Source organism: Curvibacter delicatus NBRC 14919 (assembly GCF_001592265.1).
GTDB lineage: Bacteria > Pseudomonadota > Gammaproteobacteria > Burkholderiales > Burkholderiaceae_C > Hylemonella > Hylemonella delicata.
Genome location: NZ_BCWP01000001.1, coordinates 157,840 through 177,815, shown reverse-complemented (window position 1 = coordinate 177,815; position 19,976 = coordinate 157,840). Strand labels below are relative to the sequence as shown.

General features: G+C 64.3%; 15 protein-coding genes. 11 read left to right on the top strand and 4 right to left on the bottom strand.

Translation table 11 applies throughout. From position 1 onward, the window contains the following. Nucleotide 1: 1 nt before the first annotated feature. Nucleotides 2–3,997: a DUF3683 domain-containing protein gene (locus CDE01S_RS00875; RefSeq protein ID WP_066702271.1), complete on the bottom strand. Its 3,996-nt coding sequence runs from the start codon at nucleotides 3,995–3,997 to the stop codon at nucleotides 2–4. A gap of 192 nt (nucleotides 3,998–4,189) precedes the next feature. On the opposite strand from CDE01S_RS00875, the gene ugpB reads away from it, so the two are divergent. The 5 genes from ugpB (at nucleotide 4,190) to ugpQ (ending at nucleotide 9,321) form a co-directional block, all read left to right on the top strand. Then, nucleotides 4,190–5,500, top strand: coding sequence for a sn-glycerol-3-phosphate ABC transporter substrate-binding protein UgpB (gene ugpB, locus CDE01S_RS00870; protein ID WP_066702268.1), 1,311 nt, complete (start codon nucleotides 4,190–4,192; stop codon nucleotides 5,498–5,500). Nucleotides 5,501–5,590: 90 nt separating this feature from the next. Then, entirely contained in the window at nucleotides 5,591–6,472 is an 882-nt protein-coding gene (gene ugpA, locus CDE01S_RS00865; protein WP_066702265.1) for a sn-glycerol-3-phosphate ABC transporter permease UgpA, read from the top strand. Between the two features lie 223 nt (nucleotides 6,473–6,695). Next, entirely contained in the window at nucleotides 6,696–7,550 is an 855-nt protein-coding gene (gene ugpE / locus CDE01S_RS00860) for a sn-glycerol-3-phosphate ABC transporter permease UgpE (RefSeq protein ID WP_066702263.1), read from the top strand. Continuing rightward, nucleotides 7,550–8,569: a sn-glycerol-3-phosphate import ATP-binding protein UgpC gene (locus CDE01S_RS00855; protein WP_066702261.1), complete on the top strand. Its 1,020-nt coding sequence runs from the start codon at nucleotides 7,550–7,552 to the stop codon at nucleotides 8,567–8,569. The genes ugpE and CDE01S_RS00855 overlap by 1 nt, the downstream gene beginning before the upstream one ends. Then, nucleotides 8,566–9,321, top strand: a complete 756-nt coding sequence (gene ugpQ / locus CDE01S_RS00850; RefSeq protein ID WP_245636067.1) for a glycerophosphodiester phosphodiesterase — start codon at nucleotides 8,566–8,568, stop codon at nucleotides 9,319–9,321. Before CDE01S_RS00855 ends, ugpQ begins: the two co-directional genes overlap by 4 nt. Here ugpQ and CDE01S_RS00845 read toward each other — a convergent pair. Continuing rightward, entirely contained in the window at nucleotides 9,301–9,579 is a 279-nt protein-coding gene (locus CDE01S_RS00845) for a hypothetical protein (RefSeq protein ID WP_066702259.1), read from the bottom strand. The genes ugpQ and CDE01S_RS00845 overlap by 21 nt on opposite strands. A 69-nt stretch (nucleotides 9,580–9,648) precedes the next feature. Here CDE01S_RS00845 and hemA point away from each other — a divergent pair, with 69 nt between their 5' ends. From hemA to CDE01S_RS00825, 4 genes are all read left to right on the top strand, one after another. After that, the gene (gene hemA, locus CDE01S_RS00840; RefSeq protein ID WP_066702257.1) at nucleotides 9,649–10,908 is read left to right on the top strand and encodes a glutamyl-tRNA reductase; all 1,260 of its coding nucleotides are present in this window, start codon (nucleotides 9,649–9,651) and stop codon (nucleotides 10,906–10,908) included. Between the two features lie 102 nt (nucleotides 10,909–11,010). Continuing rightward, nucleotides 11,011–12,096 carry a peptide chain release factor 1 gene (gene prfA, locus CDE01S_RS00835; RefSeq protein ID WP_066702255.1) on the top strand — a complete coding sequence of 362 codons (1,086 nt, stop codon included), beginning with the start codon at nucleotides 11,011–11,013 and terminating at the stop codon, nucleotides 12,094–12,096. A 69-nt stretch (nucleotides 12,097–12,165) separates the two neighbouring features. Then, nucleotides 12,166–12,990, top strand: coding sequence for a peptide chain release factor N(5)-glutamine methyltransferase (prmC, locus tag CDE01S_RS00830; RefSeq protein WP_066702253.1), 825 nt, complete (start codon nucleotides 12,166–12,168; stop codon nucleotides 12,988–12,990). A gap of 66 nt (nucleotides 12,991–13,056) precedes the next feature. After that, a complete protein-coding gene (locus CDE01S_RS00825; RefSeq protein WP_066702251.1) occupies nucleotides 13,057–14,799 on the top strand; it encodes a diguanylate cyclase domain-containing protein in 1,743 nt (580 codons plus the stop codon). 6 nt (nucleotides 14,800–14,805) lie between these two features. Here the strand turns inward: CDE01S_RS00825 and CDE01S_RS00820 are convergent, their stop codons facing one another. Further along, nucleotides 14,806–15,909 (bottom strand): ABC transporter substrate-binding protein, encoded by a 1,104-nt coding sequence (locus tag CDE01S_RS00820; RefSeq protein WP_066702249.1) that lies wholly within the window; start codon nucleotides 15,907–15,909, stop codon nucleotides 14,806–14,808. A 78-nt stretch (nucleotides 15,910–15,987) separates the two neighbouring features. Here CDE01S_RS00820 and CDE01S_RS00815 point away from each other — a divergent pair, with 78 nt between their 5' ends. Beyond that, nucleotides 15,988–18,804, top strand: coding sequence for an ATP-binding protein (locus tag CDE01S_RS00815; RefSeq protein ID WP_066702235.1), 2,817 nt, complete (start codon nucleotides 15,988–15,990; stop codon nucleotides 18,802–18,804). 127 nt (nucleotides 18,805–18,931) lie between these two features. Further along, nucleotides 18,932–19,255, top strand: coding sequence for a Grx4 family monothiol glutaredoxin (gene grxD / locus CDE01S_RS00810; protein WP_066702234.1), 324 nt, complete (start codon nucleotides 18,932–18,934; stop codon nucleotides 19,253–19,255). Between the two features lie 76 nt (nucleotides 19,256–19,331). Here the strand turns inward: grxD and CDE01S_RS00805 are convergent, their stop codons facing one another. After that, nucleotides 19,332–19,976, bottom strand: a complete 645-nt coding sequence (locus CDE01S_RS00805; protein ID WP_066702233.1) for a lytic transglycosylase domain-containing protein — start codon at nucleotides 19,974–19,976, stop codon at nucleotides 19,332–19,334.

Here is a 19,976-nt window from a genome sequence, read left to right as displayed (position 1 = left end):
CTCAGACCAGCACGCGTTCGATGCCGCCGGCATTGGCCGACGCCACATACTGCGGCAACCAGTCTTCGCCGATGATCTGGCGTGCCATCTCGATCACGATGTAGTCGGCTTCCAGCAGACCGTTCTGCAGGTCGTTGCCGTACCGCGTCAAACCTTGCAGACAGCTCGGGCAGCTGGTCAGAATCTTGACGTTGTCCTTCTCGCCCACCTGGCCGGCGGCGCGCAGCGCCGCCTCGCCCTTGCGGATTTCCTCTTCCTTGCGGAAGCGCACCTGGGTCGAGATGTCGGGCCGTGTCACGCCCAGCGTGCCGGACTCGCCGCAGCAGCGCTCGCTCTTGAGCACATTGCCACCGGTATCGCCGGCCAGCAGTGCCTTGACGGTCTTCATCGAGTCGCCCAGCTTCATCGGGTTGTGGCAGGGCTCGTGGTACAGGTAACCGCCCTGCTCGCCACTGAGCTTGATGCCCTTCTCCAGCAAATACTCGTGGATGTCGATGATGCGGCAGCCCGGGAAGATGTCCTCGAACTTGTAGCCCTGCAGCTGGTCGTAGCAGGTACCGCAGCTCACCACCACGGTCTTGATGTCCAGGTAGTTCAGCGTGTTGGCCACGCGGTGGAACAGCACCCGGTTGTCGGTGATCATCTTCTCCGCTTTGTCGAACTGACCACTGCCTCGCTGCGGGTAACCGCAGCACAGGTATCCCGGCGGCAGCACGGTCTGCACGCCGGCATGCCAGAGCATGGCTTGCGTTGCCAGCCCGACCTGGCTGAACAGGCGTTCCGAACCGCAGCCCGGGAAATAGAACACCGCCTCGGTTTCCGAATTGGTGGCCTGCGGGTCGCGGATGATGGGGACGTAGTTCGGGTCCTCGATATCCAGCAGCGCGCGCGCCGTCTTCTTGGGCAGGCCGCCAGGCATCTTCTTGTTGATGAAGTGGATCACCTGCTCTTTCACCGGTGCCGCACCCACGGTGGCCGGCGGCTTGGCCGTCTGGCGGCGCGCCAGCGTGCGCAGCAGCTGGTTGGCCAGGCGCTGCGCCTTGAAGCCCACCCCCACCATGGCCGAGCGCATCAGCTTGATGGTCTCGGGGTTGGTGGCATTGAGGAAGAACATGGCCGCCGCATTGCCCGGGCGCCAGGTCTTCTGCCCCATCTTGCGCAGCAGATTGCGCATGTTCATCGACACGTCGCCGAAGTCGATCTTCACCGGGCAGGGCGACAGGCATTTGTGGCAGACCGTGCAGTGGTCGGCCACGTCCTCAAACTCCTGCCAGTGGCGGATCGAGATGCCGCGGCGGGTCTGCTCCTCGTACAGGAAAGCCTCCACCAGCAGCGAGGTCGCCAGGATCTTGTTGCGTGGGCTGTACAGCAGGTTGGCGCGCGGCACGTGCGTGGAGCACACCGGCTTGCACTTGCCGCAGCGCAGGCAGTCCTTGACGCTGTCGGCGATGGCGCCGATATCGGACTGCTGCATGATCAACGACTCATGCCCCATGAGGCCGAAGCTCGGTGTGTAGGCATTGGTCAAATCGGCATACAGGATGCCCCCACGCTCCGCCGCTTCGCGGGTCGCTGCCCCCCCGGGGGGCTGATTCGCCTCGGGGCGGCCCAGCGGCGAATCGGCCTCTGATGCCCGATCCTTCTGCGCCGACAGCTCCTGATTTCGTAGCAACTTGCCCTTGTTGAAACGCCCCTCGGGGTCAACACGGTGCTTGTAGTCGGCAAACGGGCGCAGCTCGTCGTCGCTCAGGAACTCCAGCTTGGTGATGCCGATGCCGTGCTCGCCCGAAATCACGCCGTCGAGCGAGCGCGCCAGCGCCATGATGCGCTTGACTGCCTCGTGGGCGGCCTGCAGCATCTCGTAGTCGTCGCTGTTGACCGGGATGTTGGTGTGCACATTGCCGTCGCCGGCGTGCATGTGCAGCGCCACCCAGACCCGGCCCTTGAGCACGCGCTGATGGATGGCATTGCACTCGGCCAGGATGGCGTCGAACGCGCTGCCGGCAAAGATGTTTTGCAGCTGGGCGCGGATCTGCGTCTTCCAGCTGGCGCGCAGGCTGTGGTCCTGCAACTGAGGGAACAGCGCATCCACATCGCGCAGCCAGCCCTGCCACTGCGTGCGCACCTCGCCGACCAGGGCCAGGCCCTGCGCCACACGGTCTTCCAGCAGTTCGGCCGAGGGAATCTCGTTGGCGTCGTCCTGCTTGCCCAGCGGCAGATCGCCCTGGCTGAAAAAGGCCTCAAGCTCATCGCACAGCTTGATCTTGTTGCGCAGCGAGAGTTCGATGTTGATGCGCTCGATGCCGTCGGTGTACTCGGCCATACGGGGCAGCGGAATCACCACGTCTTCGTTGATCTTGAAGGCGTTGGTGTGTTTGCTGATGGCCGCGGTGCGCTTGCGGTCAAGCCAGAATTTCTTGCGCGCTTCCGGGCTGATGGCAATGAAGCCCTCGCCGCTGCGCGAATTGGCGATGCGCACCACCTCGGACGTAACACGCGCCACAGCATCGGCATCGTCCCCGGAGATGTCGCCGAACAGCACCATCTTGGGCAGGCCGCCGCGCTTGCTCTTGGTGGCGTAGCCGACTGCCTTCAGGTAACGGTCGTCCAGGTGCTCCAGCCCCGCCAGCAACACACCGCTGCGCTTTTGCTCGGCGAACATGAAGTCCTTGATCTCGACGATGCTGGGCACGGCGTCGCGCGCATTGCCGAAGAACTCCAGGCAGACGGTGCGGGTGTGCGCCGGCATGCGGTGCACCACCCAGCGGCCGCTGGTGATCAGGCCGTCGCAACCTTCCTTCTGGATGCCGGGCAGGCCGCTCAAGAACTTGTCGGTCACGTCCTTGCCCAGGCCCTCCTTGCGGAAACTCGGGCCCGGGATGTCCAGGCGCTCGGTCTTCACCAGCGTCTTGCCGTCGGCCTCGAAGTATTTCAGCTCAAAACTGGCCAGCTCGGCGTCGTGGATCTTGCCCAGGTTGTGGTTGATGCGCGTGACTTCCAGCCAGCCGGCATCAGGCGTCACCATGCGCCACGAGGCCAGGTTGTCCAGCGCCGTGCCCCACAGCACGGCCTTCTTGCCGCCGGCGTTCATGGCGATGTTGCCGCCCACGCAGGAAGCCTCGGCCGAGGTCGGGTCGACCGCAAAGACAAAACCGGCGCGTTCGGCCGCATCGGCCACGCGCTGCGTCACCACACCGGCTTCGGTCCAGATGGTCGGCACCGGCCGGTCCAGGCCGGGCAGCTGCACCATCTCGACCTCGGTCATGGCCTCGAGCTTCTCGGTGTTGATGACCGCGCTCTTCCAGGTCAGCGGCACGGCGCCGCCGGTGTAGCCGGTGCCGCCGCCACGCGGGATGATGGTCAGACCGAGCTCAATACAGCCTTTGACCAGATGGGCCATTTCGGCTTCGGTGTCGGGCGTCAGCACGACAAAGGGGTACTCGACACGCCAGTCGGTGGCATCGGTCACATGGGACACGCGGCTCAGGCCGTCGAACTTGACATTGTCTTTCGCGGTCAGACGGCTCAGGCTGCGCTGGGCCTTGCGGCGCAGGGCGGCAATCTCCTGGAACGCGGCGTCGAAGGATGTGACCGCCTGGCTGGCCGCCACCAGCAACTCACCGACCAAGGCATCACGCTGCGGGTCGTCCTGCGGCGTGCGGCGTTTCTGAACTTCGCCCAGGCGATGGCGCAAGGCCTCCACCAACTGGGCGCGGCGCTTCGGGTTGTCCAACAGGTCATCCTGCAGGTAGGGGTTGCGCTGCACCACCCAGACATCGCCCAGCACCTCGTACAGCATGCGGGCCGAACGGCCGGTACGACGCTCCTCGCGCAGTTGGTTGAGCACCTCCCAGGCACGCATGCCGAGCAGGCGGATCACGATCTCGCGGTCGGAGAACGAGGTGTAGTTGTAGGGAATTTCGCGGATGCGTTCGTGGCCGTGCGGCGCAACGCCGGGCGCATTCACAAGCTGATCAAGCGGAGTCGGTGCGTTCATGGGAAATCTGGAATTTCAGCCAGAACGGTAGAACCCGGCTGAGGGGTGATGTTACCGCAGCGCAGCATTCACCTGTTCGCCTCATGGTAACCCCGGGTCCCCAGGGACTGCCGCCCGAGGTTTAATCAAACCGTAACAAGACTGACATATCACCCGACTAGGCTCGGCATCTTGTCTTCAAGGAGTTAACCCATGCGTTTGAAAACGAAACTGGCGCTTGCCGCCCTCTCCACCCTGTTGCTGGCCCCCGCCCAGGCCCAGACCGAGATCCAGTGGTGGCATTCCATGGGCGGCGCCCTGGGCGAATGGGTCAACGATCTGGCCCGCGACTTCAACGCCAGCCAGAAGGATTACAAGGTCACCCCGACCTTCAAGGGCAGCTATGACGAGTCGATGACAGCCGCCATTGCGGCCTTCCGTGCCGGCAATGCCCCGCACATTCTCCAGGTCTTCGAGGTCGGCACCGCCACCATGATGGCCTCCAAGGGCGCCATCAAGCCGGTGGCCGAGGTCATGAAGGAAGGCGGCCAGAAATTCGACCAGAACGCCTACGTGCCCGCCGTCGCCGGCTACTACACCGCCCCCAACGGCCAGATGCTGAGCTTCCCCTTCAACAGTTCGACACCGGTCTTCCACTACAACAAGGACGCCTTCAAGGCCGCCGGCCTCGACCCCGAGAAGCCGCCGACCACCTGGCCCGAGGTGGCCCTGGCAGCCGCCAAGCTCAAGGCCAGCGGCCACAAGTGCCCGTACACCACCAGCTGGATCAGCTGGACCCAGCTGGAGAGCTTCTCGGCCTGGCACAACGTGCTGTTCGCCAGCAAGAACAACGGCTTTGGTGGCCTGGACACGCGCCTGGAGTTCAACTCGCCGCTGCACGTGCGCCACATCGAAAACCTGGCCAACATGGCCAAGTCCGGCCTGTTTGTCTACAAGGGCCGCGGCAATGCCGCCGATGCCACCTTCGTCTCGGGCGAATGCGCCATGATGACCGGCTCCTCGGCGCTGTACGGCAACGTCGTGCGCAACGGCAAGTTCGGCTACGGCATCGGCACCCTGCCCTACTACCCCGACGTGCAGGGCGCACCGCAGAACACGGTGATCGGCGGTGCCAGCCTGTGGGTGATGAACGGCAAAAAAGCCGCCGACTACAAGGGTGTGGCCGCTTTCTTCAGCTACCTGTCGCAACCCGAAGTGGCCGCGAAAAGCCACCAGCGCACCGGCTACCTGCCCGTCACCAAGGCTTCCTTCGAGCTGACCGACAAATCGGGTTTCTACAAGAAGAACCCCGGCACCGATGTGTCGGTGACGCAGATGATCCGCAAGACCACCGACAAGTCGCGCGGCGTGCGCCTGGGCAACTTCGTGCAGATCCGCACCATCATCGACGAGGAACTCGAAGGCGTGTGGGCCGGCAAGAAGGCACCGAAAGAGGCGCTGGATGTGGCCGTCAAACGCGGCAACGAGCAGCTGGAGCGCTTCCAGAAAGCCAACAAGTCCTGACCGACTTTTCGCCCCGGCTGTACTGACGGCCCCTCCCCAACCCTCCCCGCCAAACGGGGAGGGTGATTTCTGGAGGCACACAATCACACCATGGAAAAGCGCGTCCTCTTCAAATCATCCTGGTTGCCCTGGGTTCTGCTGGCACCCCAGCTGATCATCGTCCTGGTGTTCTTCTTCTGGCCTGCCGGCCAGGCGCTGTACCAGAGCGTGCTGCAGGAGGACGCCTTCGGCACCAGCCGGGAGTTTGTGGGCTGGGAGAACTTCCAGCGCCTGTTCGACGACGCCAGCTACCTCGCCTCCTTCAAGACCACGGCCGTCTTTTCGCTGTGGGTTGCGGCCTCATCGATGTCGCTGGCACTGCTGCTGGCGGTCATGGCCAACCGCGTCAACCGGCTGGCCGGCTTCTACAAGACCCTGCTGATCTGGCCCTACGCGGTGGCCCCGGTGGTAGCCGGTGTCCTGTGGCTGATGCTGTTCGCCTCGCCCTACGGCGTGATTGCCTACGCCCTGCAGGCCCTGGGCCTGCCCTGGAACCATCTGCTCGACGCCGACCACGCCATGGCCCTGATCGTGATGGCCGCAGCCTGGAAACAGGTGTCCTACAACTTCCTGTTCTTCCTGGCGGGACTGCAGTCGATCCCCCACTCGCTGATCGAGGCCGCCGCCATCGATGGCGCCTCGCCCTGGCGGCGCTTCTGGACCATTGTCTTCCCGCTGCTGGCGCCTACCAGCTTTTTCCTGCTGGTCATGAACGTGATCTACGCCTTCTTCGATACCTTCGGCACGGTGGACGCGGCCACCCATGGTGGCCCGGGCAAGGAAACCGCCATCCTGGTCTACAAGGTCTATTACGACGGTTTCAAGGCGCTCGACATGGGCGGCTCGGCCGCGCAGTCGGTGGTGCTGATGCTCATCGTGATTGCGCTCACCGTGGTCCAGTTCCGCTTTGTCGAACGCAAGATTGAGTACTGATGGAACACCCCCGAAGCGCCTTTGGCGCCCGATGCCGACGACCAGAGGTCGTGGCCCTTCAGGCTGTCCCAGCCTGCGCAGGCAGGCTGGGAGCCGCAGCCCTCAACCCCTCAAGGGGGCGCACCCAGCGGCCCGGCACTGCCGGTTCCGCGGGTGCCTGCGCATCTGACTGGAGGGCTCACACCTTGTGGGTCACGCACTATGCAATAAGGCGGAAGCCACGATGATCGAACGTCGCCCTATTCTTGATTTCTTCACCCACGTCATCCTGCTGGCGGGCGTCATCGTCATCGCCTTTCCGGTCTACCTGGCTTTCATTGCGTCCACGCAGTCGGCCGAGCAGATCGCCTCCAGCCACCCGCTGTCCCTCTTGCCCGGCAGCCACTTGCTGGACACCTACCGGCTGGCCCTGTTCGGCGGCAAGACCTATGGCGGCGCCACCATCGCGGCGGGCTGGCCGATGATGTGGGTCAGCCTGGTGGTGGCCCTGGCCATCACGGTCGGCAAGATCGCCATCTCGCTCCTGTCGGCCTTCGCCATCGTCTACTTCCGTTTCCCCTTCAAGGGCGCCGTGTTCTGGATGATCTTCATCACGCTGATGCTGCCGGTGGAGGTGCGCATCGGCCCGACCTACGAGGTCATTGCCAATCTGGGCATGCTCAACAGCTACGCCGGCCTGACCGTGCCGCTGATCGCCTCGGCCACCGCCACCTTCCTGTTCCGCCAGTTCTTCCTGACCGTGCCCGACGAACTGGTGGAGGCGACGCGCATCGACGGTGCCGGCCCCATGCGCTTTTTCTTTGACGTGCTGCTGCCGCTGTCGAAAACGTCGATGGCCGCGCTGTTCGTGATCCAGTTCATCTACGGCTGGAACCAGTACCTGTGGCCGCTGATGGTCACCACCAGCGAAGACATGTACCCAATCGTGCTGGGCATCAAGCGCGCCATCTTCGGCGAGGTCTACATCGAATGGAACGTGGTCATGGCCACGGCGATCCTGGCCATGCTGCCGCCGGCACTGGTCGTGATCCTGATGCAGAAGTGGTTTGTCAAAGGTCTGGTTGACACGGAAAAATAATGGCTGCCATCACATTCAACAACGTCATCAAGCGCTACGGCAAGGGCCGGCACGAGCTGCAGGTCATCCATGGCGTGAACGCCGACATCGCCGACGGCGAGTTCATCGTCATCGTCGGCCCCTCGGGCTGCGGCAAGTCCACCCTGCTGCGCATGGTGGCCGGATTGGAGGCGATCTCCGGCGGCAGCATTGCCATCGGCAACCGGGTCGTCAACGACCTGGAGCCGGCCGAGCGCGACATCGCCATGGTGTTCCAGAACTACGCGCTCTACCCGCACATGAGCGTGTTCGACAACATGGCCTACGGCCTGAAGATCGCCAAGGTGCCGAAGGACGAGATCCGCGCCCGCGTGGCCAAGGCTGCCGCGATTCTGGAGCTCGGCCCCTTTCTGGAGCGCAAGCCGCGCCAGCTCTCCGGCGGGCAACGCCAGCGTGTCGCCATGGGCCGCGCCATCGTGCGCCAGCCGCAGGTTTTCCTGTTCGACGAACCGCTGTCCAACCTGGACGCCAAGCTGCGCGCACAGACCCGGCTCGAAATCCAGAAGCTACACCGAGAACTCGGCATCACCTCGTTGTTCGTCACGCACGACCAGGTCGAGGCCATGACACTGGCGCAGCGCATGATTGTCATGAACGCCGGCCGGATGGAACAGTTCGGCACGCCGGAGGAGGTCTACCACCGGCCTGCCTCCACCTTCGTCGCCAGCTTCATCGGCTCGCCACCCATGAACCTGCTCAGCAGCGCCCCGCATGTGAAACCCGGCACCATCCTGGGCATCCGCCCCGAGCACCTGCAGATCGTGCCGCAACCCGTTGACACGGGCTGGTCGGTGCAGGTGGAGGCGGTGGAAATGCTGGGCGCCGAACGACTGATCTACACGCGGCTGGACAGTGAGCAACTGATTATTCGCGTCAACGAAGAACAGGACTCGGCACCGGCCATCGGTACCCGCCTGTTTGTCTCGCCACAGCCCGAACGCCTGCACTGGTTCGACGAAGCCACCGGGAAACGCCTGTGAACCCGCCAGACTGCATCACGGCCTGGCCCTATCCACGTTGGATCGCCCACCGCGGCGCCGGCAAACTGGCGCCCGAAAACACCCTGGCGGCCTTTCGCACCGGCGCCACCCACGGCTACCGCATGTTCGAATGCGATGTGAAACTCTCCAGCGATGGTGTGCCCTTCCTGCTGCACGACAGCACACTCGAGCGCACCACCAACGGCCAGGGCATGGCCGGTGCACACAGCTGGCAGGCCCTGTCGCAGCTCGATGCCGGCAGCTGGCACTCGCGCGCCTTCGCGGGCGAACCACTGCCCACACTCGAAGCGGTAACGCGCTTCTGCCAGCACAACGGTTATCTGCTCAACATCGAAATCAAACCCACACCCGGCACCGAGCGCCCTACCGGTGAGGTGGTCGCGGCCACGGCAGCGCGCCTGTGGCAGGGCCAGGCCGTGCCGCCACTGCTGACCTCCTTCCAGCCCGAGGCACTGCAAGGCGCCCTGGCCGCCGCGCCGGAACTGCCACGCGGCCTGCTGCTCGACACACTGTGGACCGGCTGGCTGGAAACCGCCCGCGCGCTGGGCTGCGTGGCCGTGGTCTGCAACCAGACCCTGTGGGACGCCTCGAGCGTGATGCAGGCGAAAAGCGCGGGCCTGCGCTGCCTGAGCTACACGGTGAACGACGAATGGGCCGCCGAGCGCCTGATCGCCTTGGGCGTGGACGGCATCATCACCGACCGGGTCGACCTATTTGCGCCAGCCGCGTGACAACAGCCACTGGCTGCTGGCCAGCGCCAGCACCAGCAGGGCATAGGTGACCATCTTGCCGTCGCGGCTCCACAGCCACAGGCCGACGAGCAGCACGACCACACCCACTACAAAATTGATAGCTGCTTGCGCCCACCAGGCAAGCGCTGGCGCCTGTTTTTTGATGAAGAAGTGGGCAATCAGAGGCAGCAACAAGGCCAGCACCAGCGCCGGCGCAGCAAAGTTGGCCAAGTGCAGCAGCATATCCAGCGGGCTCATGGCAGCCGGCCTGACAAGGCCAAAAAGAGGGCAAAAGCTTGAGGCATCGGCAAATTTTATAATCGGGCGATGGCAGTCTGGGCATTAGGCATCAATCACACGACCGCGCCGCTCGATCTGCGCGGCCGTTTTGCGTTCGCCCTCGACCAGATCGGCCCCACCCTGCACGGCCTGCGCGGCGCCCTGCCGCGTCCGCCCGAGGCCGCCATCATCTCCACCTGCAACCGCACCGAGATCTACTGTGCCGGCGACCAGCTGGAAATCGTTCCCACCCTGGACTGGCTGGCCCACAGCGGCGGCGTTTCGCCCGCGCTCCTGCGCTCACACACCTACGCACTGGAAGACGGCCAGGTGGCGCGCCATGCCTTCCGCGTGGCCAGTGGGCTGGACTCCATGGTGCTGGGCGAGCCGCAGATCCTGGGCCAGATGAAGGACGCGGTGCGCGCCGCCGAAGAAGCCGGCGCCCTGGGCACCACGCTCAACCAGTTATTCCAGCGCTCCTTTGCCGTGGCCAAGGAAGTGCGCACCTCGACCGAGATCGGCGCCCACTCCATCAGCATGGCGGCTGCCAGCGTGCGCCTGGCCGGCCAGCTGTTCGAAGACCTGAGCGACATCCGGGTGCTGTTCGTCGGTGCCGGCGAGATGATCGAGCTGGCCGCCACCCACTTCGCGGCGAAGAACCCGAAGGCGATGGTGATTGCCAACCGCTCGCTCGACCGCGGTGAAAAACTCGCTTCCCGCTTCGGTGCCGAGGTCATGCGCCTGGCCGACCTGCCCAGCCGCCTGCACGAATTCGACGCCGTGGTGAGCTGCACCGCCAGCACGCTGCCGCTGATCGGCCTGGGTGCGGTGGAACGCGCCCTGAAATTACGCCGCCACCGCCCCATGTTCATGGTCGACCTGGCGGTGCCGCGCGACATCGAACCCGAGGTCAAGGCGCTGTCCGACGTCTACCTCTACACCGTGGATGACCTGGCCGCCGTGGTGCAGACCGCGCAGGCCAACCGCCAGGCCGCCGTGGCCGAGGCCGAAGTCATCATCGACGCCGGTGTGCAGAGCTTCCTGCACTGGATGGACCAGCGCCGCAGCGTGCCGCTGATCCAGCAGCTCAACGCCCAGGCCGATGAATGGCGCAACGCCGAGATCGCGCGCGCGCGCCGGCAACTGGCCAAGGGCGAGGACGTGGATGCCGTGCTGGAAGCCATGGCCAAGGGCCTGACGCAAAAAATGCTGCACGGCGCGCTGGCCGAACTGCATGCCGGCGACGCGGCTGCACGCGAACGTGCCAGCGACGCCATTCAGCACTTCTTCTTGCGCAAAGAGCGTTAGCGACGGCCGCCTTCCGCGCGCCCGCCAGGGTGCGCGTTGCCGCCCTGCGCCTCCCCCGGCCGGGAGCCCCGATCCGCCGCCCTTCTCTTGTACCGTGTTCTCATGAAACCCTTTCTCCGCCAACAACTCGCACGCTACGCCGACCGCCTGGCCGAGCTGGAATTCCTGCTCTCGCGCGAAGACATCATGAAGGACATGGCCCAGTTCCTCACGCTCTCGCGCGAGCACACCGAGGTGGCCGCCGTGGCCAGCCGCTGGGCCCGCTACCAGCAGCGCGAGGCCGACCTGGCCAGCGCCCGCGAGATGCTGGCCGACCCGGACATGGCGGAGATGGCGCAGGAGGAAGTGGACAGCGCGAGCACCGAGCTCGCCCAACTGGAGACCGAACTGCAGCGCATGCTGCTGCCCAAGGACCCGGACGATGCGCGCAATGCCTTCGTGGAAATCCGTGCCGGCACCGGCGGCGACGAGTCGGCCCTGTTCGCCGGCGACCTGCTGCGCATGTACACGCGCTATTGCGAGCGTCGCGGCTGGAAGACCGAGATCATCAGCGAGTCACCCAGCGAGCTGGGCGGCTACAAGGAGGTGGTGCTGCGCGTCGAGGGCGACAACGTCTACGGCGCGCTCAAGTTCGAATCCGGTGGCCATCGCGTGCAGCGCGTGCCGGCCACCGAAACCCAAGGCCGCATCCACACCAGTGCCTGCACCGTGGCCGTGCTGCCGGAACCGGACGAGGCGCAGGCGATCCAGATCAACCCGGCCGACCTGCGCATCGACACCTTTCGTGCCAGCGGCGCCGGCGGCCAGCACATCAACAAGACCGACTCGGCGGTGCGCATCACGCACATTCCCACCGGCATCGTGGCCGAGTGCCAGGACGGCCGCAGCCAGCACAGCAACAAGGCCCAGGCGCTGAAGGTGCTCACCGCCCGCATCCAGGAAAAAGACCGCGCCGAACGCGCCGCCAAGGATGCGGCCCAGCGCAAGAGCCTGATCGGCAGCGGCGACCGCAGCGACCGCATCCGCACCTACAACTTCCCGCAGGGCCGCCTGACCGATCACCGCATCAACCTCACGCTGTACAAACTGCTCTACGTCATGGAAGGCGAGCTGGACGACGTGGTGGAGGCGCTGCAGGCCTATGAAGCGGCGCAACAGCTGGCTGAGCTGGAAGTGGGCAACGTCTGATTGAATCAGCAAGAAATCTGACTCCAGCCCTTATTCAATATGCGCCAGGCACTCTCTTTTTCATAGCAAATGCAGCTCAGCCAAGCCCTCGCTGCTGCCCGTACCCTCGGCCTGCCCCGGCTCGATGCCCAGCTCCTGCTGCTGCACACCCTGGGCCGGTCGGCACACGATCGCGCCTGGCTGCTGGCACATGACAGCGACGCGCTGGACCCTGAGGCCATGGAGCGCTTCCTGGCACTGGCACGACGCCGTGCCGGTGGCGAGCCACTCGCCTACCTGACCGGCGTCAAGGAGTTCTACGGCCTGCCGCTGCAGGTGGATGCGCGTGTGCTCGACCCGCGCCCCGACACCGAAACACTGGTGGAATGGGCACTGGAACGTCTGGCAGGGTTGCCAGCGCCGCGTGTGGTCGATCTGGGCACCGGCAGCGGCGCCATCGCCCTGGCACTCAAGCATGCCCGCCCCGATGCGCAAGTGAGTGCGGTGGATGCCAGTGCCGATGCGCTGGCGGTGGCGCGTGCCAATGCACAACGCCTGGGACTGGATGTGACGTTCCGGCAGGGCAACTGGCTGGCTGGGCTGGAAGGCCGCTTCGACCTGATCGTCTCCAACCCGCCCTACATCGCCGAGGGTGACCCGCACCTGGCCGCCCTCGGCCATGAACCGCGCCAGGCGCTGACCGCCGGCCGCGACGGTCTGGATGACATCCGCACCATCACCGCCCAGGCGTCGGCCCATCTGCAACCGGGTGGCTGGCTGCTGCTGGAGCACGGCTGGGACCAGGCCGATGCCGTGCGCGGCCTGCTGAGCAGAGCCGGGCTGCACGAGACACAATCGCGCGCCGATCTGGCGGGCATTGCGCGCTGTAGCGGGGCTTGCCTGCCCAATTCTTGACGTAACTCAAGACATGGCCGCCGCGCGACGATATGGTGGAGAGCAAATAATTCATTCAGGAGCACCATGACGGCCGACGTCACCATCGAGCGCATTGTCCATCCCGACATTCTGAGCTGTGCCCCGGACACCCCCTTGTCTGTGGCCGCGCAACGCATGGTGGCGGCACGCTGCAGTTCCATCCTGGTGATGGACAAGGGTGCGATCGTCGGCATCTGGACCGAACACGACGTGCTGGCACTGGACGCCTCCGACCCGTCAACCTTCCTGGCGCCGATTTCCAAGCACATGACCTCGCCGGTCAAGACCATCCATGTCGCGACCGGCCTGGGTGAAGCGGCCCTGCGTTTTCGCGAAGAGAAGGTGCGCCATTTCCTGGCGGTGGACGATACCGGCGCCTGCAAGGGCATCGTGACCCAGACCGACATCGTGCTCAACCAGGGGATCGAATACTACCTGTCCCTGCGGGAGGTCAACGCGGTGCTGAACCGTCGCGTGCCGCTGGTTGCCAGCCACCTGTCCTTGGGCGAGGCCGTTCACACGATGCGCGACAGCCGTACCGATGCCATCGTGGTGGTCTACCCGGATGGCAGTCACGGCATCCTCACCGAACGCGATGTGATGCGCCTGGTCGGGGCCAACAAGCCCAGCACCAATGTCGGTGAACTGGCCAGCCGCCCCCTCATCACCGTGGCCGTCAACGCGAGCCTGTACCACGCGCGCTCGGAGTTCACGGCACGGCACATCCGTCATCTCGGTGTGACCGGCACCGACGGCGAGTTGCTGGGCCTGGTCACGTTCTCCGACATCCTCGCCAGCATCGAACACGATTACGTGCACCAGCTGCGTGAGACGCTGAAGGATCGTGAGCACAGCCTGGCGCTGTCCCTGCAGCACCAGCGTCTGGCCACCAAGGTGTTCGAGAGCACGCTTGAGGGCATCGTCGTCACCAATGCACAGCGCATCATCGAATCCGTCAATCCGGCCTTCACCCAGATCACCGGCTACAAGGCGCACGAGGTGATCGGCCAGACGCCGGCCATGCTGTCATCCGGCCGGCACGACGCCACCTTCTACCAGAAGATGTTCGACGAGCTCGCGGTCAACGGCCATTGGCAGGGTGAGATCTGGAACCGGCGTCGCAGCGGCGAGGTCTATCCCGAGTGGCTCACCATCAACACCGTCCGGAATGAAGAGGGCGAGATCGTCAACTACGTCGGTGTGTTCGCGGACATCACCAAACGCAAGGCGGCGGAAGAACAGATGCAGTTCCTCGCCTACCACGACGGCCTCACCGGCCTGCCCAACCGAGGTCTGTTCCTCGACCGTCTGCACCACGCGGTCTCCCATGCCCATCGCAACCACACCATCGTGGCGGTAATGTTCATTGACGTCGACAACTTCAAGCCGATCAACGACACCCTGGGGCATCACATTGGCGACCAGTTGCTGCAGACCGTGGCGCAGCGTCTGGTGGCCAGTGTGCGCGAGGCCGATACCGTGGCGCGCCTGGGCGGCGACGAATTCACGATCATCCTGGAGTCGATTGCCGATGCCGGCGATGTGCCACTGGTTGCGCAGAAGATTGTCGACACCGTCTCGCAGCCGATGCGGATCGACGGGCATGACATCACCACCACCGTCAGCGTCGGCCTCAGCCTCTACCCCATCGACAGCGAACACGCGGAGGATCTGATCCGGCACGCAGACATGGCGATGTACATGAGCAAAAAAGGCGGCCGCAACAACTACCGGTTTTTCACGGCTGACATGAAGCAACTGGTCTCGGAACGACCGGTTGCCGCCTGACGGTCCTTATTTCAGCTGGACGTAGCGCCCGTCCCGGATCTCGGTGAAGAAGACCTTGCGCTGCGTATCGCCGTTGACGTCAAACACGATCTGTTGTTGCAGGCCCTGGTAGGGACCATTCTTCAGCGCCGAGCTCTTCAGGCTCTCGCCATGACCGCGCTTTTTCAGTGCCGTCAGCACCACGGTTGCGGCGTCGTAGGCGGAAACCGAGCTGTAGCCTGGATTGCGCTGGAAGCGCTTGAAGTACGCCTCGCTGAACTCCTTGAAACGTTGCGTTTCGTCGTCGCGATTGAAGTTCTGCACGATCATCAGCCCCTGGACCACGTCGCCGCCAAGTTCGATCAGCTGTTCGGTGGCCGCCCACTCCGACGCGCCGATCGGCAGCTTGGGGGCCTGTTTGCGGGACTGCTGGGCGAGGCGCGCCACGTCCAGCGCGCCGGCAATGTAAAACAGACTGTCGGGCTTGCTGCGCAACATCTGATGCACCACCGCCTCGAAATCGACATCCGGACTCGACTCGTAAGGCACTTCGCCAACCACTGAACCGCCACCGGCGCTCACCGCCTCGCGGAACTCCTTGAGCCAGGACTCGGTGAAGTTGCGGTTGCGGGTGTCGTAGGCCACGGCGATCTGCTGCTGGCCGCGGCCGAGCATGACCCGGGCATAGTCCCGCGCGTTGTCGCGCGTGGTCCGGTTGATGCGGAACAGGTTGTCGTCCTTGCCGTAAAAGGCCATCGACGTGATGGTCGGGCTGATCTGGAAGATGCCGGCCTTGCCGGTGATGGGCACGATCACCTCCGCCATGGCGCTGGTGAACGGGCCGATCACGGCCTCCACCTTGGCGCCCACCAGCTCCGTGGCAGACTTGGCCGCGGTTTCCTTGTTCTGGGCATCGTCACGGGCAATCAGCTCGACCATGCGGCCGTTCAGCCCACCGGCCCGGTTGAACTGCTCCACCGCCAGAATCACGCCATTGAGCCCCGACTGGCCGTTGTCGGAATTGCGGTCGCTCAGTCCCCCGATGAACCCGATCTGAACCGGTTGTTGAGGACCACAAGCGGACAGCAACAGGCTGACAAGGCCGACGAACAGGCAAAGGCGTTTTCTCATGGGGGGCTCCTTACAGTCCCGGAATATATGCAGATGTTATTTATTTTATCATATTTGCTATAATTTCCGATAATAGCCATGCAAGATCTCGCCTCCCCACTGGCCAAGCCGGATGACCCACCGGTCGGGCACGCTTTGCCGCTGCTGACGCGCTGGCGCCGGGCATGGGATGGCTCGTTGCGCTTTCGCCTGCTGGCGCTGGGTTTGATGCCCTTGCTGGTGGTCTTCCCCATCGTGATTGCCGTGCTGATGCTGGTTGGCGGGGAACGGACCGACCGTCTGTTGCAATCGAACCTGCGCGGCCACCTGGCCGGCAGCAACAACTACCTGGACCAGCTCAAGGCGGATGCCCGGCTGCGGGTCACCCAACTCGCCAAGTCGGAACGCTTGACCCATCTGCTCGGCACACAATCGGCCTCCCGGGAACTCAATCAGCTGCTGGGCACGGCCGCCGAGGGCGGTGGATTGGACTTCCTGGTCATTGCCTTGGCAGATGGCACCGTGATCGGCTCCAGCACCGGCGTCCCCCCCGGCAGCCGGCTGCCGGATTCCTATGTGATTCGCCAGGCCCAGATCGGGGTCGCCAACGTGGCCTACGAACGCTTCGAGGCCGACCAGTTGCGGGCGTTTTCACCCGAATTCCCCCGCCAGGCCCTCATCGCCCCGGCATCGCCGTCCTCCTCGGGCCCCGCCGTTGAAACACGCGGCCTGCTGATCAATGCGGCGGCCCACTTTCCTCTGGCGGTCAACAACCCGGACGCGATCCTGGTGGGCGGCATTCTGCTCAACAAGAATGCCCCGCTGATCGAGCACATGCGGGAAATCATCTTTCCCATAGGCATGCTGCCGGACGACGCGGAGGGCATCACCTCCCTGTTCATTGACGGCGTGCGCATCGCCGTCAGCCGCCAGCGCCACCACGGACAACGCACGGTCGCAGGGCCCGCCGACGCCGACGTCGTGGAGGCCGTGATCGGGCAGGGCCATTCCTGGCTTGGCCAACTCCAGTTGGCCGACCAGAAGCACATGGCGGCTTATGAGGCCCTGGTGGACGGCGACGGCCGGCGCGTCGGCATGATCGGTGTGGCCTTCCCGCATGCCCCTTACCAGCGGGCCATGTTGTTGCTGCTGGGCATGGTGGCCGGGCTGCTCGCACTGGCCATGCTGGCCCTGTCTTTCGTGTTCCTGCGGGCCGGCCGGGAGCTGACCCAGCAATTGGGCATCATCGGTGCCACGATGTCCGCGGTTGGACAAGGCGACCGCACCGCACGTGTCAGCGCGTTGCCGCGCCAGGACGAACTCGGCCGCCTGGCCCAGCACTTCAATGGTTTGCTGGACACGATCACCCGCCAGGACGAGCGGCAGAGGGCGTCCCAGCAGACCATTGCCGATGAGGCATCGCGCCGCCGCGCGCTGTTCGAGCACGAGCGCGACGGTGTCGTGATCCTGAACCTGGACGGCAGTGTCTTCGAAGCCAATCCGAAATGCGCCGCCATGCTGGGCTACACGCCCTCCGAACTGCTGCAACTGCGCGTGAGTGACTGGGACAGCCATGTCGATTCAAGTCGGGCAAGCGACCTGCTCGCCTCGGTGGGGTCGGAGGGCAAGTTCTTTGAGACCACCCTGCGCCACAAGGATGGCAACCTCTTTGAGGCCGAAGTGTCACTGAGCCGTGCCGAATGGGGCGACAAGACTTTTGTTGTCGGTTTGCTGCGCGACATCAGCGAGCGCAAGGCGGTCGCCGCCGAACTGGAAACCTACCGGCTGAATCTGGAAAAACTGGTGGACCAGCGCACCAAGGAGTTGCATGAGCGCTCGGAACAGCTCGACACCCTCTTCGCCCTGAGCCCGGACGGTTTTGTGTCGTTCGACCGCAGCCACAAAGTGGTGTTCGCCAACCTGGCGTTCCTGCGCATGACCGGTCTGGACGCCAACGACGTGATCGGGCTGGAAGAAAACAGCTTCTGCGATCTGCTGGCCCGCAAATGCCTGGCCCACAGCAGCTTCCCCAACCTGGCAACGCTGCGTGCCGCCAGAAAAAATATCAGCGAGTCCGGCGTCGAGGTGGAGCCGGGAAGCAACCGACGGCAACTGTTCGAACTGGCCGCCCCGGCCAGCCGCGTGCTCGAAGTCGGCATCCGCATGTCGGAAACCGCCAGCGTCTCGCAGATCCTCTATTTTCGCGACGTAACCCATGAAACGGAAGTGGACCGCATGAAAAGCGAGTTCCTCTCGACTGCCGCGCATGAACTGCGCACGCCGATGGCCAGCATCTACGGCTATTCCGAATTGCTGCGCATGAAGGAATTCGATACCGCCAAACGACAGGAGATCCTGGCCACCATCTCCCGCCAGTCCGGGCTGATGTCATCCATCATCAATGAGTTGCTGGATCTGGCGCGCATCGAGTCACGGCGTGGCAAGGACTTCGTGCTCGAACAGATCACCTTGCAGGACCTGGTGGCCGATGCCGTGTCCGGCTTCAAGCCGCCATCCGAGCGTCCTGCCCCTGTGCTGCCACCGCACGGTGAAGCGCTGTTCGTCCATGTCGACCGCAAGAAGATACAGCAGGCCTTGCTCAACATCCTGTCCAATGCCTACAAATACTCGCCCCAAGGCGGCGAAGTAAGCGTGCGCTACCGCGTGTCCGGGGGAGAAGAACGCCTGCGCCGGGTCGGCGTCGAAATCCGTGATCACGGCATCGGCATGAACGCCGAGCAGCTCAGCCGCGTCTGTGAACGCTTCTACCGGGCTGATGCCTCCGGCAAGATTCCGGGCACCGGACTGGGCATGAGCATCGTCAAGGAAATTGTCGAACTGCACGGCGGCGAAATCGAAATCGCCAGCGCGGTGGGAAGCGGCACCACGGTGACCTTGTGGCTGCCCCACGCCTGAAGCGGGTTGGCGTGTCCCACCCCAGGAAACCCCACCGACCACATGCCCCGGCGGCAACGGCCGGCAACATCGCGGCAGAAATGAAATAATCGCGTATTCGTTATCAGATTCCTACAGGACCCACGCCATGAGTGACGCACAACAACGCATTGACGACCTCGTCAAATCCAACGACATCCTGCTGTTCATGAAAGGCAGTGCCAGCTTCCCGATGTGCGGTTTTTCCGGCCGCGCCATCCAGGTTCTGAAGGCCTGCGGCGTTGATCCGAAAAGCGTGAAGACCGTCAATGTGCTGGAAGATGACGGCATCCGCCAGGGCATCAAGGAATACAGCAACTGGCCCACCATCCCGCAGCTCTACATCAAGGGCGAATTCATCGGCGGCTCCGACATCATGATGGAGATGTACGAGTCCGGCGAGCTGCAGAAGGTGCTGGGCACCCAGGCCTGACCCCTCCAGCGTCCCCACGACAACCACTGGCGGCACACGTCGCCAGTGGTTTTTTCATGGCGGGCGCCCAAGGGCCTTAACCTGCAAACTCCCACTGGCGTCGGGCTGCCAGTACGGCATCGGGATAGGGCGCCTTGCCACGCGAACCGTTGTAGCGCCCCAAGGCCATGAACAGGTCACCACGTTCGCGCTCCAGATAGTGGCGCAGGATGACACAGCCAAACCGCAGGTTGGTCTGCATGTGAAACAGTTTGCCGGCATCACCGTCGCCAATGACACGCGTCCAGAACGGCATGACCTGCATGTAACCGCGTGCCCCGACGCTGGACACCGCGAACTTGCGGAAATTGCTTTCGACCTGGATCAGTCCCAACACCAGCGAGGTGTCCAGGCCAGCACGCTTGCTCTCATACCAGACCGTCTGCAGGAACTCCTTGCGCACCTGCCACTCGTGTTTTTTCTTCTTCAGACGCTCGCTCATGGCCCCAAGCCAACGCAAATAGTGCAACCGGGCTTCGGTGTTGGCAAACTCCGGCACCGGCGGTGCATTGTTGGCAATGGCCGCGCTCAAGGCGGTGCGAACGGCATCGGCCAAGGGCTCCTCGATCTGGGCCCCGGCCCACGCCTGCTCCAGAGTCGATAGCAGACCCGCGCCGGCCAGCAGGGACAGAAGGCCGAAAGACCGTCGATTGACCCCCGGCAGGCCGGCCGCCACGGCCAT